Genomic DNA, 15882 nt, shown 5'->3' with positions numbered 1-15882 from the left:
GTAGACGCCATGTCGCTGCCGCAGACCCAGAACGCCAACGCCAACAACAACGACATTTCCACGGTCATCGCGACCTTGGCGAGCCGCCAGGCGCAGCGCGAGAAGACCGAGCCCTTGAGCGGCCCGCGGCGCGCCGCCGTGATGATGCTCGCGCTCGGCGAGCAGTATGGCGGCAAGATCTGGCAGCAGCTCGATGACGACGAGGTGCGCGAACTGTCGCTGGCGATGTCGACGCTGGGAACCATCGAAGCCGACGTGGTCGAGGACCTGATGCTCGAATTCGTCTCGCGCATGTCGGCCTCCGGCGCGCTGATGGGCAATTTCGACGCCACCGAGCGCCTGCTGCAGCAATACCTGCCGCCGGAACGCGTCAACGGCATCATGGACGAGATCCGCGGCCCCGCCGGCCGCAACATGTGGGAGAAGCTCTCCAACGTCCAGGAAGAGGTGCTCGCCAACTACCTCAAGAACGAATATCCGCAGACCATCGCGGTCGTGCTGTCCAAGCTGAAGCCGGAGCATGCCGCCCGCGTGCTCGCGATCCTGCCCGAGGACATGGCGCTCGACGTCATCGGCCGCATGCTGCGCATGGAAGCGGTGCAGAAGGAGGTCATCGAGCGCGTCGAGCAGACCCTGCGCGTCGAGTTCATGTCGAACCTGTCGCAGACCCGCCGCCGCGACGCCCACGAGGTGATGGCCGAAATCTTCAACAATTTCGACCGCCAGACCGAGACCCGCTTCATCACGTCGCTCGAAGAAGAGAACCGCGAATCGGCCGAGCGCATCAAGGCGCTGATGTTCACCTTCGACGACCTGATCAAGCTCGATTCCGCCTCGGCGCAGACCCTGCTGCGCAATGTCGACAAGGACAAGCTCGGCGTGGCGCTCAAGAGCGCCAACGAGGAGGTCCGCAACTTCTTCTTCGGCAACATGTCGTCGCGCGCCGCCAAGATGCTGCAGGACGACATGGCCGCCATGGGGCCGGTACGGTTGCGCGACGTCGACGAGGCGCAGGCCCTGCTCGTCAATCTCGCCAAGGACCTCGCCGCCAAGGGCGAGATCATGCTCAGCAAGAACCGCGCCGACGACGAACTGGTGTATTGATGGCTCAGCCTGCGAAATTCCTGTTCGATACCGACTTCGCCGCGCCGGAGAAGACGACGCGGGAGCGTGCGGCCACGTCCGCCGAAATCGCACAGAAGGTCGCGGCCGCCGAAGCCGCCGCCTATCGCAACGGCTACGAGGCGGCGCAGCGCGAAGCCAAGGTCGAGGCCGACCGCCGCGTCGCCTCGGCGCTGGAGCAGATCAACATCCAATTGCAGGGCATCTCCGCCCGCTTCGAAGGCATCGAGCAGCGGATGGAAACCGAGGCCGTCGATGTCGCGGTCGCCGTCGCCCGCAAGCTGTGCGCGGCGCTGGTCGAGGCGGAGCCGCTCGGCGAGATCGTCGGACTCGTGCACGACTGCTTCGCGCATCTGGTCGCCACGCCGCACCTCGTGCTGCGCATCAACGAGACGCTGTACGAGCTCGCCCGCGAGAAGATCGAGAAGCTCGCCAAGCAGAGCGGCTTCGAGGGGCGCCTCGTGATCCTCGCCGAGCCGGAGATCGCGACCGGCGACTGCCGTATCGAATGGGCCGATGGCGGCGTCGTGCTGGAGCGCGCTGCGATCGACGCCAAGATCAACGAGCTGGTCGGACGCTACATGGCGTCCAAGAAGAACTAGGCCGCTGTGGTGGCCGAGGGAGTTTAAGTCATGAGCGACAACGAGATCCCGCTTCCCGACCTCAATGCGGCGGACGCGCCTCCGCTGGGCGGGGACGTCGGCTACAATGAAGAAGAGCATGCCGCGCGCATCGCGGCCGACCTCGAGGCGGTGTTCGACGTCCCGGTCCAGGTCTCGGCCGTGCTCGGCCGCTCCAAGATGGATGTCGGCGAGCTCCTGAAGCTCGGGCCCGGCACCGTGCTCGAGCTCGACCGCAAGGTCGGCGAGGCGATCGACATCTACGTCAACAACCGGCTCGTGGCACGCGGCGAGGTGGTTCTGGTCGAAGACAAGCTCGGCGTGACGATGACCGAAATCATCAAGTCCGACCGCAACTGACAGACATGACCTGCGTGCCGATCGAGAGCGGCACGACCGAATAGGAGACCAACATGCGGCTTCTCATCGTCGGAACGCTGAAGGGCCAGCTGACGACGGCCACCAAGATCGCCATGGAGAACGGCGCCACCGTCACCCATGCCGAGGACAACGAGCAGGCGATGCGGGTGCTGCGCGGCGGCAAGGGCGCCGACCTGCTCCTCGTCGACGTCGCGCTCGACATCCGCGACCTGGTGATGCGGCTCGATGCAGAGCACATCCACGTGCCGATCGTCGCCTGCGGCATCACCAGCGATGCCCGCGCCGCGGTCGCCGCCATCCATGCCGGCGCCAAGGAATACATTCCGCTGCCGCCGGATCCCGAGCTGATCGCCGCCGTGCTCGCCGCCGTCGCCAATGACAGCCGCGACCTCGTCTATCGCGACGAGGCGATGGCGAAGGTGATCAAGCTCGCCCAGCAGATCGCCGGCTCCGACGCTTCGGTGATGATCACCGGCGAGTCCGGCACCGGCAAGGAGGTGCTGGCGCGCTACGTCCACACCCGCTCGGCCCGCGCCAAGCGTCCCTTCATCTCGATCAACTGCGCCGCAATCCCTGAGCACCTCCTGGAGTCCGAGCTGTTCGGCCATGAGAAGGGCGCCTTCACCGGGGCCGTCGCCCGCCGCATCGGCAAGTTCGAGGAGGCCAATGGCGGCACGCTCCTGCTGGACGAAATCTCGGAAATGGACGTGCGGCTGCAGTCGAAGCTGTTGCGCGCCATCCAGGAGCGCGTGATCGACCGCGTCGGCGGCACCCGCCCCGTCCCCGTCGACATCCGCATCATCGCGACCTCCAACCGCAACCTGGCCGACGCCGTACGCGAGGGCACGTTCCGCGAGGACCTCTTGTTCCGGCTCAACGTCGTCAACCTGAAGATCCCTCCCCTGCGCGAGCGCCCCGCCGACATTCTCGAGCTGGCGCAGCATTTCGCGCGCAAATATTCCGAGGCCAACGCCGTACCGCTGCGGCCGATCTCGGCGGAGGCCAAGCGCATCCTCACCACCAACCGCTGGCCGGGCAACGTGCGCGAGCTGGAGAACACGATGCATCGCGCGGTGCTGATGGCGCAGGGCGACGAGATCGGGCCGGATGCCATCCTCACGCCTGACGGCACCCGCCTCGACATCGGCAAGACCCAACCCGCCGTAGCGCATGCTACGATGGCGGCGGAACAGGTCACGCGCGCCTTGGTCGGCCGCACGGTCGCCGATGTCGAACGTGACCTGATCCTGGAGACCCTGAAGCACTGCCTGGGCAATCGGACACATGCGGCCAATATCTTGGGCATCTCGATCCGCACGTTGCGCAACAAGCTCAACGAATATGCCGACGGCGGCTTACCGATCCCGCCGCCGGGCTCCGGCGATACGCCGCGCATGCCGAGCCCCGTATAATCTGCCCATCCGGTTCGTTCTCGGCGGCGCGCTGGCCCTCGGCGCGCCGCTTGCCGTTTCCCCGGCTGATGCCGCAACGCGCGGCGTGCTGTCAGGCTGCTGGGAGCAGACGTCGCACGCGCCGCTCGTCAATCCGTCGTCGGGTCAGGAATGGGGCGCCCGGAGCTGGTGCTTCGCAGGCAAGGGCAAGCTGATCTCGCGAACGGTTGCCTGTGGCAGGGAGGGCTGCGACGGCTGGGACAATGAACGCAGCTATCGCTGGCGGCCGCCCACCCTGTCGCTATCCGATGTCGAGACGTCGCCGGATGGCGGACACATCAAAGTGTGGCGCCGCTGCCGCGTGCAGTTTCTGACCGACGATTGGATGCAGCTACAGGACTGTGAACAGTCCCCTGATCCGTGGGTTCGCGAGAATACGCCGGCGCGTCGTCGCCGGGCACAGCCTCACGAATAGTTCGGCGCCTCGGGATTGCGGAAGATGTGAATGGGATCGCCGGGCGTGAACTCGCGTTGCGTCAGCACGGCATAGGCATAGAGCGCGAGATACAGGATCGCGGCCGTGCCGATCACATAGAGCGCCCAGGTTCCGATCCGTTTCATCAGCTCCGCCGCAAACACCGCCTCAAGGCCGCGGTGCTTTTACGGCGTCCAGCTTCGGGACGCCACCCTGCGGCCAACCGCCGCTCACCGCCTAGGGCTCGTCCTGCGGATCGGGGCCGCCGAGGGGGGCGAGCCGGGCCACGTCCTCGTCGCGGTCGACGTGCACATAGCCGCCATGCCAATATGCCAGGGCTGCCGATTGCGGCGCCACCTCGACATGCACCACGCGGCCGATCACGATGCCATGAGAGTGCCGCTCGATGATCTCCTCGACCTCGCAGTCCAGCGCGGCCAGCGCCCCGACCAGGAGCGGCACGCCGGTCACGTGCTTGCGCCACTCAGCGCCGGCGAACCGCTCGGCGCCTCTGAGACCACCTTTACCCGAGAACCGCTCGGCCACGCCGATCTGGTCCGCGGCGAGCAGATTGGCGCCGAAAACACGCTCCCGCTGCAGGATCGGCCAAGACGAGGCGTTCCGATTGAGGCTCACGATCACGGACGCCGGCTCGATGGAGAGCGATGACAGCGAACTCACCGTCATGCCGGTGACCTCATCGCCGCGCCCGACGGTGATCACGCTCACGCCCCCGACCAGCTGGCGCATCGCGGAGCGGAAATCGGGCTGAAGCGCGGTGGCGTCGGGCATGAGGCGGACGATGGAGTTCATTGCGATATTCTCTCCTAACCCGCCGCGCCCGGTCCAAGCAACTGGCCCAGGATCGAGCCTTCCTGCGCCGCAAGCTCCGCAGAGCCACGCTGGCGCGGGCGCGGCAGATCGACCATGATATCCTCGGCGATCCGGCCATTCTCGATGACCAGAACCCGGTCGGCCAGGGCCACGGCTTCCGCCACGTCATGGGTGACCAGGATTGCGGTGAAGGTTTGATCGGCCCAGACCCGCTCCAGCAGCCGCTGCATCGCGATCCGCGTCAGCGCATCGAGGGCGCCGAGCGGCTCGTCGAACGCCAGCAGGCGCGGACCGCTGACGAGCGCGCGCGCCAGCGCGACGCGCTGCTTCTGGCCGCCGGACAGCACCGCCGGCCATTGGTCGCGCTTGTCGGCGAGACCCACTTCCTCCAGCGCCTGCCGCGCGCGCTCATGCGCGCCGGCGGCCTTGCGCTCGCGGCCGAGGCCGACCTCGACGTTGCCGAGCACCCGCGCCCACGGCAGCAGCCGCGGTTCCTGGAACATGACGCGGACGTCCTCGGGCCGCGCCGCGGCTTCACCGAAGCTGATGCTGCCCGACGTCGGCTTGTCCAGACCTGCGATCAGGCGGAGCAGCGTGCTCTTGCCGCAGCCACTCTGACCGACGATCGCCACGAACTGACCGGCCGGAATCTCGAGATCGATGCCGCGCAGCACCTCGTTGTCGCCGAACGCCTTGCGAAGGTCGCGGATCACCAGCGGCAGGCCGCGCGTCGCGGGTTTGGCCGGGGTCACGCCGGGCTTCCGCGCGTGGCGGAAGGCCGCGGCATGCCTGATCACGTCAGTGCCGTCGACCGCCTCGGCGCCGGACACGGGAATTCGGAGCGCTTGCTGCATTTACGAACCTCAATGTTTGCTGAAGGCCGGATGCCAGGACAGCGTCATCCGTTCCAGCACCCGCGAAGCGCTGTCGGCGACCTTGCCCAGCAGGGCGTAGATCAGGATGGAAAGCACGACGACGTCGATCTGCATGAACTCGCGCGCCTGCATTGCCATGTAGCCGAGGCCCGAAGAAGCCGCGATCGTCTCGGCGACGATCAGGGTGAGCCACATGATGCCGAGCGCGAAGCGCAGACCGACGAAGATCGACGGCAACGCACCGGGGAAGATCACGCGGCGAAACAGTTCGCCGTCGGTCATGCCGTAGACGCGGCCCATTTCAATGAGTTGCGGATCGACGGTGCGAATCCCGTGCAGCGTGTTGAGGTAGACGGGGAAGAACACGCCGAGGGCCACCAGGAACAGTTTTGCGCTCTCGTCGATGCCGAACCACAGGATGACCAGCGGGATCAGCGCCAGATGTGGCACGTTGCGCACCATCTGCAGCGTGGTGTCCGTCAGTTTCGCCGACAGCTGCGACAGGCCATTGGCGAGCCCGAAGGCGAAGCCGATGCCACCACCGATCAAGAAGCCGATGGACGCGCGCCAGAAGCTGACCCAGATGTTGCGGCCGAGTTCGCCTGATAGCAGCAGCTTCCCTCCGGCGCGTGCGACGTCGGTCGGCGCCGGCAGTACCCGCGGCGACACCAGGCCGGCGACCGAGGCCGCCTGCCAGATCAGGATGATCGCGAGTGGCACCAGCCAGGGGATCAGCGCATCCGCGCGCGGTACCGCGAGCTTGCGGACCTTGGGAAGACTTTCGATCAGGCTCATGACTGCGAGGCTCTCTGCAACGGACGATGCTCGTTGGCGATGGTCTCACCGAATGGGCCGGTGTTGGTGCGCAGTTTGGTCACGTTGCCGGCCTGCTCGGACACGTTCAGCCCAAGCTTGGGAAACACCAGCTCGGCGAAGCGGTAGGCTTCTTCGAGATGCGGGTAGCCGGACAGGATGAAGGTGTCGATGCCGAGCTCCTGGTACTCGCGGATGCGCGCCGCGACCGTGTCGGGATCGCCGACCAGCGCGGTGCCGGCGCCGCCGCGGACGAGGCCCACGCCGGCCCACAGATTCGGGCTGATCTCGAGCTTGTCGCGCCGGCCGCCATGCAGCTGCGACATGCGCTGCTGGCCGACCGAATCCATCCGCGCAAAAATCTTCTGTGCCGAGGCGATGGTGTCGTCGGTGACGTGCTTGATGAGGTCGTCGGCGGCGACCCACGCCTCCGCGTTGGTCTCGCGCACGATCACATGCAGGCGGATGCCGAACGACAGCCTGCGGCCACGGCTGTCGGCGACTGCTCTCACATTGGCGATCTTCGCCGCGACATCTGCCGGCGGCTCGCCCCAGGTAAGATACTTCTCGACCGTATCGACGGCGACGTCGATGCCGGCATCCGACGAGCCTCCAAAGAACAGCGGCGGGCGTGGCGACTGCACCGGTGGGAACAGCAGCCGGCCATCCTCGACCTTGATGTGCTTGCCGGCGAAGTTGACGGATTCGCCTTCGAGCAGCGCGTTGTAGACGGTGAGAAACTCGCGGGTGACCTCGTAGCGCTCCTCATGCGACAGGAAGATGCCGTCGCCCTTGTTCTCGACCGGATCGCCGCCGGTGACGACGTTGACCAGCAGGCGACCGTTGGTGACGCGGTCGAGCGTCGCGGTCATGCGCGCGGCCACGGCCGGCGATTGCAGACCCGGACGCACCGCGACGAGATACCGCAGCTTCTCGGTGAATGGCGCCACGGCCGACGCCACGATCCAGGAATCCTCGCAGCTGCGTCCCGTCGGGATCAGCACGCCGTAATAGCCGAGCTGATCGGCGGCCTGCGCCACCTGGCGCAGATAGTTGAAGTTGACCTCGCGGCCGCCTTGCGAGGTGCCGAGATAGCGGCCGTCGCCATGGGTCGGCAGGAACCAAAGCACATTGGGCTTCGACGAAGCGTTGCTCATGTCGTTCTCTTTCGGATTTGAGTGGCGGGACAGCCGTCAGGTGGACGGCGTCCATTTCCAGACGATGTCGGCGACGTTGACGGCTTTGGGAATGAGGCCGACACGGGCGAAGCGGTCGGCGACGGCCTGCTGGCTCTTGATCACTTCGTCGTCGATCGGCACGACGCTATAGACCGAGCGGTCGACGAAGCGCTTGACCGCCTCAAGATCGACGCCGGTGGCCTCGGCCTGCGCCTTGGCGACCTCCTCGTGATGGCTGTTGGCCCACACGCCTTCGGCGGCGAAAGCCGCGTTCAGCCTGGCGACGACGGCCGGATACTTTTCGACGAAGTCGGAGCCGACGATGTAGAATGAGTTCGGCTTGTGGACATCCTTGTCCCACACGATCACGCGCGCATTCTCCTTGAGCTCGGCAAGCGCGAGATACGGATCCCAGATCGACCAGGCATCGACCGAGCCTTTGACGAAGGCGGCGGTGGCATCGGCGGGCGCGAGCGGCGCCGGCGTGATGTCGGTCCAGGACAGGCCCGCCTTCTCCAGCGCGGCGACCAGGAGATTGTGCGCGCTCGAGCCCTTGCCGAAGGCGACGCGCTTGCCTTTGAGATCGGCGAGCGACTTGATCGGCGAGTCCTTGGGCACGATGATCGCCTGGCTGCTGCCGTTCTGCTTGACGGCCGCCGCGTAGCGGATCTTGGCACCGGCGGCCTGCGCGAAGATCGGCGGCGCGTCGCCGACATAGCCGAAATCGACGCTGCCGACATTGATGGCCTCCAGCAGCGGCGGGCCGAACTGGAAGTCGACCCAGACGATGTCGATGCCGACGGGCTTGAACGTATCCTCGATGGTGCGGCGCGCCTTCACCGCCGGGAAGAAGCCGCCCTTCTGGGTGCCGATGCGGATCTCCTTCGGCTTGTCCTCGGCGCGCAGCGGCGCCGCTGAGGCCATCACCGCAGCCGATGCCAACGACAATTTCAGAAAATCACGACGCTTCATTGCCCTCTCCGACCAAGACTGCATCCGCATTGATGCGATGCGCGGAATGATGGTGGCAGGCGCAACGCGTGTCGAGCGTCCCGGAAAAATAGCGATGCGGGTCCTATCGGCTTACGGCCGGAGGGGATGTTCGTATCGAGACCGCGGCGCAGAGCAGCGAGAATTTCTCGCAAGCAAAGCTGCGATCACGCGTCTTCACAGCCCGTCAACCAAGAGCTCAGTGGGGACCGGCGCGACTCCGCTCTGGCGGTGCGCCGGTGTGCGCGGGGTTCCGCCCGCTTGATCCAGGTCAACGCCGGTTTCCGGAGCCTTCTTAAACATAAGATCAGGCGCGGCCCGGATGCCGCAATCCCTCCTGAACTGAACCTCCCCTAGCAGAGAATTCTCTCATGTCGCTCGTTGGCGGCGATGCGAACGCGCGTGCGCGTCGCAGACGCATGGAAATTGTTGCCTTCCTGTTTCTCACCGCTGTGCTGATGCCCGCGCTCGCGGTCGCCACCGTCGGCTCCTACGGGCTCACGGTCTGGGTTTACCAGATGATGGCCGGGCCACCCGGGCCGCCCGCGGCGCACTGATCGGAAGGACCCCGCCATGCTCTCACACCGCACCTCCCTCGACCGCCGTGCTCTGATCACCGGCCGAGTCCTCACCGCCGATCCCGTCGTCGCACCGGCCAAGGGCGAGATCGCCAGCATCATCGTGCAGACCCGGCCCGAGCAGCTCGACCGCGTCGAAGCCGACATCCTCGCGCTGTCCGGCTGCGAGATTCACGGCCGCGACGCACGCGGCAAGCTGATCGTCGTCGTCGATGCGCCCGATGCCGGCGCGCTCGGCGCCACCATGAACCGGATCGGCCTGCTGCCGCACGTGCACTCCGCCTGCCTCGTCTTCCACGCCATCGACGCCGGCTAATCACACGAGACACCAATGACCGACATGAAGATCGATCGTCGCCAGATGCTGAAGCTGGAAGCCGCCGCGATTGCCGCGGCCGCCGCCGGCATGCCCGGCAGCTCGCTTGCGGCGAACCTCGTCACCGAGCGCGAAGCCAGCGAGCTGAAATGGGACAAGGCCGCCTGCCGCTTCTGCGGCACCGGCTGCAGCGTGATGGTCGCGACCAAGGACAACCGCGTCGTCGCCACCCATGGCGACATCAAGGCCGAGGTCAATCGCGGCCTCAACTGCGTCAAGGGCTACTTCCTCTCGAAGATCATGTACGGCCATGACCGCCTGACGCATCCGATGCTGCGCAAGACGAACGGCAAGTACGACAAGAACGGCGAGTTCACCCCCGTCTCCTGGGACGAAGCGTTCGACGTCATGGCCACGAAGTACAAAGACGCGCTGAAGAAGCGCGGTCCCTCCGGCGTCGGCATGTTCGGCTCGGGACAGTGGACGATCTGGGAAGGCTATGCGGCCTCGAAACTGTTCAAGGCCGGCTTCCGCTCCAACAACATCGATCCGAATGCGCGGCACTGCATGGCCTCGGCCGTCGCCGGCATGATGCGCACCTTCGGCATCGACGAGCCGGCCGGCTGCTACGACGACATCGAGGCCACCGATGCGTTCGTGCTGTGGGGCTCCAACATGGCGGAGATGCATCCGATCCTGTGGAGCCGCGTCACCGACCGGCGCCTGTCGGCGCCGCATGTCAAGGTCGCCGTGCTCTCGACCTTCGAGCACCGCTCGTTCGACCTCGCCGACATCGGCATGGTGTTCAAGCCGCAGACCGATCTCTATCTCCTCAACGCGATCGCCAACCACATCATCAAGACCGGCCGCGTCAACAAGGAGTTCGTCCAGGCGCATACGGTGTTCAAGAAGGGCCAGACCGACATCGGCTACGGCCTGCGCCCGGAGCATCCGCTGCAGAAGAAGGCCACCGGCGCAGCCAAGGCCAACGACGCCACCGACATCTCGTTCGACGAGTATGCCAAGTTCGTCTCCGACTATACGCTGGAGAAGGCCGCCGAGATGTCCGGCGTGCCGCTGAATCGGCTCGAGGCGCTGGCCGAGCTCTATGCCGATCCGAAGACCAAGGTGGTCTCGTTCTGGACCATGGGCTTCAACCAGCACACCCGCGGCGTCTGGTGCAACAACCTCGTCTACAACATCCATCTCCTGACCGGGAAGATCGCCGAGCCCGGCAACAGCCCGTTCTCGCTGACCGGCCAGCCCTCGGCCTGCGGCACGGCGCGCGAGGTCGGCACCTTCTCGCACCGCCTGCCCGCCGACATGGTCGTCACCAACAAGGAGCACCGAACCAAGGCCGAGCACATCTGGCAGTTGCCGGAAGGCACGATCCCCGACAAGCCGGGCTATCACGCCGTGCTGCAGAGCCGGATGCTGAAGGACGGCCTGCTGAACGCCTATTGGGTGCAGGTCAACAACAACCTGCAGGCCGGCCCCAACGCGAACGAAGAGACCTATCCGGGCTTCCGCAATCCGGACAATTTCATCGTCGTCTCCGACGCCTATCCGTCGGTCACCGCGCTCGCCGCCGATCTCATTTTGCCGACGGCAATGTGGGTGGAAAAGGAAGGCGCCTATGGCAATGCCGAGCGCCGCACCCAGTTCTGGCACCAGCTCGTGTCGGCACCGGGCGAGGCACGCTCGGATCTCTGGCAGTTGATGGAGTTCTCCAAGCGCTTCAAGATCGAGGAGGTCTGGCCTGAGGAGCTGATCGCCAAGAAGCCCGACGTGCGCGGCAAGACGCTGTTCGACGTGCTCTACGGGAACGGCCAGGTCGACAAGTTTCCGCTCGACCAGATCGAGCCGGGCTATGCCAACGACGAGTCCAAGGCGTTCGGCTTCTACGTCCACAAGGGCCTGTTCGAGGAATACGCCTCGTTCGGCCGCGGCCATGGCCATGACCTGGCGCCGTTCGAGGCCTATCACCGGGAGCGCGGCCTGCGCTGGCCGGTGGTCGACGGCAAGGAGACGCGCTGGCGGTTTCGCGAGGGCTCTGATCCTTACGTCAAGGCCGGCACCGGCGTGCAGTTCTACGGCTTCCCCGACGGCAAGGCGCGCATCTTCGCTTTGCCCTACGAGCCGCCGGCGGAATCGCCCGACAAGGACTATCCGTTCTGGCTGTCGACGGGACGCGTGGTCGAGCATTGGCATTCCGGCACGATGACGCGCCGCGTGCCCGAGCTCTACAAGGCGTTCCCCGAAGCCGTCTGCTTCATGCATCCGGACGATGCCGAGGCCGCGAACTTGAGGCGCGGTGACGAGGTCAAGGTCGCCTCGCGCCGCGGCTTCATCCGCGCCCGCGTCGAGACCCGCGGCCGCGACAAGCCGCCGCGCGGCCTCGTCTTCGTGCCGTGGTTCGACGAGTCGAAGCTGATCAACAAGGTGACGCTCGACGCCACCGATCCGATCTCGCTGCAGACCGACTACAAGAAATGCGCCGTGCGCATCGAGCGGGTGTGACCATCATGATGAGGAAAATCGCTGTCATGCTGATCGCGGCCAGCGTTGCGGCCGGATCGAGCGCCCTGCTCGCCCAGAGCGTCTCGTCCTCGCTGCGCGGTCCTGCACCGCTCAACGACGAGGGTCCTGCGCCGCCGATGCAGCCGATGAAGAACACCGCCGAGAAGGAGGTGCGCAACTATCCGGAGCAGCCACCGGTGATTCCGCATGCCATCGACGGCTATCAGGTCGACATGCAGGGCAACAAATGCCTGTCCTGCCACGCCCGGGCGCGCACGGCGGAGTCGAAGGCGCCGATGCTGTCGATCACCCATTTCATGGATCGCGACGGCCAGTTCCTGGCGTCGGTGTCGCCGCGGCGCTACTTCTGCACCCAGTGCCACGTGCCGCAGAGCGTCGCCAATCCGCCGGTCAGCAACGACTTCGTCGACATCGACACGCTGCTGGCGCACGACAGGCCGGGTGGCAAGCGATGAGCAGCGCCGACATCCCGGAGGGCGCCAAAGCGCCCGTCCCCGAAAAGCGGCTCGGCCTTGCCGGCCGCGCCTGGCAGTTCATTCTCGACCTCATCGACGTGCTGCTGAAGCCGAGCTCCGTGTTCGGGCTCGGCGTGCTGGTGCTCGCCGGCTTCCTTGCCGGCGTCATCTTCTGGGGCGGCTTCAACACCGCGCTGGAGATCACCAACACCGAGAAGTTCTGTACCAGCTGTCACGAGATGCGCGACAACGTGTTCGCCGAGCTGAAGACGACCGTCCACTTCTCCAACCGCTCCGGCGTGCGCGCCAGCTGCCCGGACTGCCATGTGCCGCACAACTGGACCGACAAGATCGCGCGCAAGATGCAGGCCTCCAAGGAGGTCTGGGGCCATCTGTTCGGCTCGATCGACACCCGCGAGAAGTTCACCGACCGCAGGCTGGAACTGGCGTTGCACGAATGGGCGCGCTTCAAGGCGAACGACTCGCTCGAATGCCGCAACTGCCACAGCGCGCAGTCGATGGACATCACCAAGCAGTCGCCGCGGGCCGTCGAAGCCCACCAGCGCTTCCTCTTCACCGGCGAGAAGACCTGCATCGACTGCCACAAGGGCATCGCGCATCATCTGCCCGACATGCGCGGCGTGCCGGGCTGGCAGTAGGCTTCTTCTGGAGGGGAACGAGCGATCGCCGCAGGCACGCTGTGCCCCCTCCCCCCGCTTGCGGGGGAGGGCTGGGGTGGGGGCGCCACACGGGCAATCCCGCCGGAGCGTTCCCCCACCCGCATCGCATCTTCCGATGCGATGCGACCTCCCCCGCAAGCGGGGGAGGCGTGGCCCCATTCACATCGAGCGCTTGATCTCTCCCCGTCAGCGCTTAGGTTCACGGAATGTCCCCGAGTCGCCGCGCGGCTCCATTTCGTTGAGCCATGACCACCTTCTCCCCGCATCAGGATTCCGCCCTCAAGGCCGTCGGCGACTGGCTGAAAGCCAAGCCGGGCAAGAACGGCACGCCGCAGGTGTTCCGGCTGTTCGGCTATGCCGGAACCGGCAAGACCACGCTGGCCCGCCACATCGCCGAAGACGTCGACGGCGAGGTCAAGTTCGCGGCCTTCACCGGCAAGGCGGCGCTGGTGATGCGCAGCAAGGGCTGCGACAATGCCTCCACCATCCACTCGCTGATCTATCGCGCGCAGGAGAGCGGCGAGGAGCAGCCGAACTTCGAATTGTGGGACGACGCGCCGGCGTCCAAGGCCAAGCTGATCATCATCGACGAATGCTCGATGGTCGACGCCGATCTCGGCCGTGATCTCCTGTCCTTCGACTGCCCGTTGCTGGTGCTCGGCGATCCCGCGCAGCTGCCGCCGGTCAAGGGCGGCGGCTTCTTCACCGAGAGCGAGCCCGACGTGATGCTCACCGAGGTGCATCGCCAGGCCAAGGACGATCCGATCGTGCGGATGTCGATGGACGTGCGCGAAGGCAACACGCTCGACATCGGCCGCTACGGCGAGAGCGAGGTGGTGGAGCGCCGCGAGCTCGATCCGTCGCGCGTGATGGAGGCCGACCAGGTGCTGGTCGGCCGCAACGCCACCCGCCGCGCCTACAACAACCGCTTTCGACAGCGCCTCGACATCGAGGACGCCCTCCCCGTCGCCGGCGACAAGCTGGTCTGCCTGCGCAACAACCGCAAGAAGGGCCTGTTCAATGGCGGGCTATGGCGGGTGAAGTCGCGCGCGACCTCGAAATCCAAGATCGTGACGATGCGGGTCGCGCCCGACGAGGATCTCGGACGCAAGGTGACGAAAGTCTCGGTGCGCGGCGAATGCTTCGGCGGCGGCATCGAGGACATCCCGTGGGAGCAGCGCAAGCCTTACGACGAGTTCGACTACGGCTACGTGCTGACCGTGCACAAGTCGCAGGGCTCGCAATGGGACGACGTCGTGCTGTTCGACGAGAGCTTTGCCTTCCAGGAGAGCCGCGCCCGCTGGCTCTACACCGGAATCACACGGGCCGCGAAGCGGCTGTCGATCGTGGTGTAACGCCGGCTTTACCGCGCGAGACGATTTCGCTCGCCTCGCTGGTACCCACCTGCGGCCGGTTGATCCACGTCAACCTGACGCAGGGTCCTTGGCGGATAAAAATCGATTCACATCTCTGTTAAACCAACAGCAGGCAGCGGAATCGCATGGCAAAGTCCAAGACCACGAAAGCCAAGGCCTCCAATGGCCAACGCATGAAGCGCGCAGCCGCCACCGTGCACGCCCCGCGCCGGCAATCGGCTGCGGGGCTCGATCCGATCGCCCAGTCGCTGGTCGACGAACAGATGCAGGCTGCGCAGATCACCGGGCTGTCGGCGTTCGAGACCGTACTGAACGGACCGCCGGCGCTCGACGCCGACAGCGCACCGATCAGGGCCATGCTGGACGGCGCAGCACCCGACGATGCCAAGCTGATGAAGGCGCTGATCGAAGGCAAACAAACCAAGCGCGACAGGCGCCACACCTCCGACGAGCTCGCCGACAATTGGCGCCAGGGCGGCTACCCCTACAAATACCGGATGTATCGCAAGGACTACGAGGAGCAGAAATTCATCCTGCAGACCGAACTGCTGAAGCTGCAGAACTGGATGAAGGATGCGCGGCAACGCCTGGTGCTGCTGTTCGAGGGCCGCGATGCCGCCGGCAAGGGCGGCACCATCAAGCGCTTCATGGAGCATCTCAATCCGCGCGGCGCCCGCGTCGTGGCGCTGGACAAGCCGAGCGACGTCGAGCGCGGCCAATGGTACTTCCAGCGCTATGTCGAGCACCTGCCGACCGCCGGCGAGATCGTGCTGTTCGACCGCTCCTGGTACAACCGCGCCGGCGTCGAGCGCGTGATGGGATTCTGCTCGCAGGCCGAATATGACGAGTTCCTGCGCCAGGTGCCGGAGTTCGAGCGCAACCTCGTGCGCAGCGGCATGCACCTGATCAAGTTCTGGTTCTCGGTCAGCCGCGAGGAGCAGCGCCGCCGCTTCAAGGAGCGCGAGGCGCATCCGCTGAAGCAGTGGAAGCTGTCACCGATCGACACCGCCTCGCTCGACAAATGGGACGACTACACCCGCGCCAAGGAGGCGATGTTCTTCTCCACCGACACCGCCGACTGCCCGTGGACCGTGATCAAGTCCGACGACAAGAAGCGGGCGCGGCTGAACGCGATGCGCTGCGTGCTGCATTCGCTGCCCTATGCCGGGAAGGACGTCTCACGCATCGGCCAGGTCGACGATCTCATTGTCGGCCGCGCCAGCGTCATCCACGAGCGCGAGGAGCACGCCAACTAAG

General features: G+C 66.0%; 17 protein-coding genes. 11 read left to right on the top strand and 6 right to left on the bottom strand.

Annotated features, from left to right (window positions below):
* Nucleotides 1-9 precede the first annotated feature (9 nt).
* From fliG to QX048_RS08620, 4 genes are read left to right on the top strand one after another with little or no spacing between them, the layout of a single operon-like run.
* Nucleotides 10-1104: a flagellar motor switch protein FliG gene (gene fliG / locus QX048_RS08635; RefSeq protein WP_315714167.1), complete on the top strand. Its 1095-nt coding sequence runs from the start codon at nt 10-12 to the stop codon at nt 1102-1104.
* Entirely contained in the window at nt 1104-1724 is a 621-nt protein-coding gene (locus QX048_RS08630; RefSeq protein WP_316192010.1) for a FliH/SctL family protein, read from the top strand. Before fliG ends, QX048_RS08630 begins: the two co-directional genes overlap by 1 nt.
* Nucleotides 1725-1754: 30 nt before the next feature.
* Entirely contained in the window at nt 1755-2102 is a 348-nt protein-coding gene (gene fliN, locus QX048_RS08625) for a flagellar motor switch protein FliN (RefSeq protein ID WP_015669138.1), read from the top strand.
* Nucleotides 2103-2155: 53 nt separating this feature from the next.
* Nucleotides 2156-3535, top strand: coding sequence for a sigma-54 dependent transcriptional regulator (locus tag QX048_RS08620; protein WP_316192012.1), 1380 nt, complete (start codon nt 2156-2158; stop codon nt 3533-3535).
* Nucleotides 3536-3979: 444 nt separating this feature from the next.
* On the opposite strand, the gene QX048_RS08615 is transcribed toward QX048_RS08620, so the two are convergent.
* From QX048_RS08615 to QX048_RS08590, 6 genes are all read right to left on the bottom strand, one after another.
* Entirely contained in the window at nt 3980-4135 is a 156-nt protein-coding gene (locus QX048_RS08615) for a hypothetical protein (protein ID WP_315714164.1), read from the bottom strand.
* A 91-nt stretch (nt 4136-4226) separates the two neighbouring features.
* Nucleotides 4227-4802, bottom strand: a complete 576-nt coding sequence (locus tag QX048_RS08610) for a flavin reductase family protein (RefSeq protein ID WP_316192014.1) — start codon at nt 4800-4802, stop codon at nt 4227-4229.
* Between the two features lie 14 nt (nt 4803-4816).
* Complete coding sequence (locus QX048_RS08605) at nt 4817-5677, bottom strand: ATP-binding cassette domain-containing protein (protein ID WP_315827662.1); 861 nt, start codon at nt 5675-5677, stop codon at nt 4817-4819.
* 9 nt (nt 5678-5686) lie between these two features.
* On the bottom strand, nt 5687-6493 hold the full coding sequence (locus tag QX048_RS08600) for an ABC transporter permease subunit (protein ID WP_315827661.1): 807 nt from the start codon (nt 6491-6493) through the stop codon (nt 5687-5689).
* A complete protein-coding gene (ssuD, locus tag QX048_RS08595) occupies nt 6490-7668 on the bottom strand; it encodes an FMNH2-dependent alkanesulfonate monooxygenase (protein WP_315827660.1) in 1179 nt (392 codons plus the stop codon). Before ssuD ends, QX048_RS08600 begins: the two co-directional genes overlap by 4 nt.
* A 36-nt stretch (nt 7669-7704) precedes the next feature.
* On the bottom strand, nt 7705-8661 hold the full coding sequence (locus tag QX048_RS08590; RefSeq protein WP_315714159.1) for an aliphatic sulfonate ABC transporter substrate-binding protein: 957 nt from the start codon (nt 8659-8661) through the stop codon (nt 7705-7707).
* Between the two features lie 389 nt (nt 8662-9050).
* On the opposite strand from QX048_RS08590, the gene napE reads away from it, so the two are divergent.
* The 7 genes from napE (at nt 9051) to ppk2 (ending at nt 15881) form a co-directional block, all read left to right on the top strand.
* Nucleotides 9051-9236, top strand: a complete 186-nt coding sequence (gene napE / locus QX048_RS08585; protein WP_315714158.1) for a periplasmic nitrate reductase, NapE protein — start codon at nt 9051-9053, stop codon at nt 9234-9236.
* 16 nt (nt 9237-9252) lie between these two features.
* The gene (locus QX048_RS08580) at nt 9253-9573 is read left to right on the top strand and encodes a chaperone NapD (protein ID WP_315750094.1); all 321 of its coding nucleotides are present in this window, start codon (nt 9253-9255) and stop codon (nt 9571-9573) included.
* A gap of 15 nt (nt 9574-9588) precedes the next feature.
* Nucleotides 9589-12093, top strand: a complete 2505-nt coding sequence (gene napA / locus QX048_RS08575) for a nitrate reductase catalytic subunit NapA (RefSeq protein ID WP_315827658.1) — start codon at nt 9589-9591, stop codon at nt 12091-12093.
* A 5-nt stretch (nt 12094-12098) separates the two neighbouring features.
* The gene (locus tag QX048_RS08570; protein ID WP_315714155.1) at nt 12099-12569 is read left to right on the top strand and encodes a nitrate reductase cytochrome c-type subunit; all 471 of its coding nucleotides are present in this window, start codon (nt 12099-12101) and stop codon (nt 12567-12569) included.
* Nucleotides 12566-13228 carry a NapC/NirT family cytochrome c gene (locus QX048_RS08565; protein WP_315827657.1) on the top strand — a complete coding sequence of 221 codons (663 nt, stop codon included), beginning with the start codon at nt 12566-12568 and terminating at the stop codon, nt 13226-13228. Before QX048_RS08570 ends, QX048_RS08565 begins: the two co-directional genes overlap by 4 nt.
* Nucleotides 13229-13494: 266 nt before the next feature.
* Nucleotides 13495-14604, top strand: coding sequence for an ATP-dependent RecD-like DNA helicase (locus QX048_RS08560; RefSeq protein WP_315733892.1), 1110 nt, complete (start codon nt 13495-13497; stop codon nt 14602-14604).
* 146 nt (nt 14605-14750) lie between these two features.
* A complete protein-coding gene (gene ppk2, locus QX048_RS08555; protein ID WP_315827656.1) occupies nt 14751-15881 on the top strand; it encodes a polyphosphate kinase 2 in 1131 nt (376 codons plus the stop codon).
* Nucleotide 15882: the final 1 nt, after the last annotated feature.

The sequence above is a fragment of the Bradyrhizobium sp. SZCCHNS30572 genome (assembly GCF_032484415.1).
Taxonomy (GTDB): Bacteria; Pseudomonadota; Alphaproteobacteria; order Rhizobiales; family Xanthobacteraceae; genus Bradyrhizobium.
This window is presented reverse-complemented; position numbering and strand designations above follow the sequence as displayed.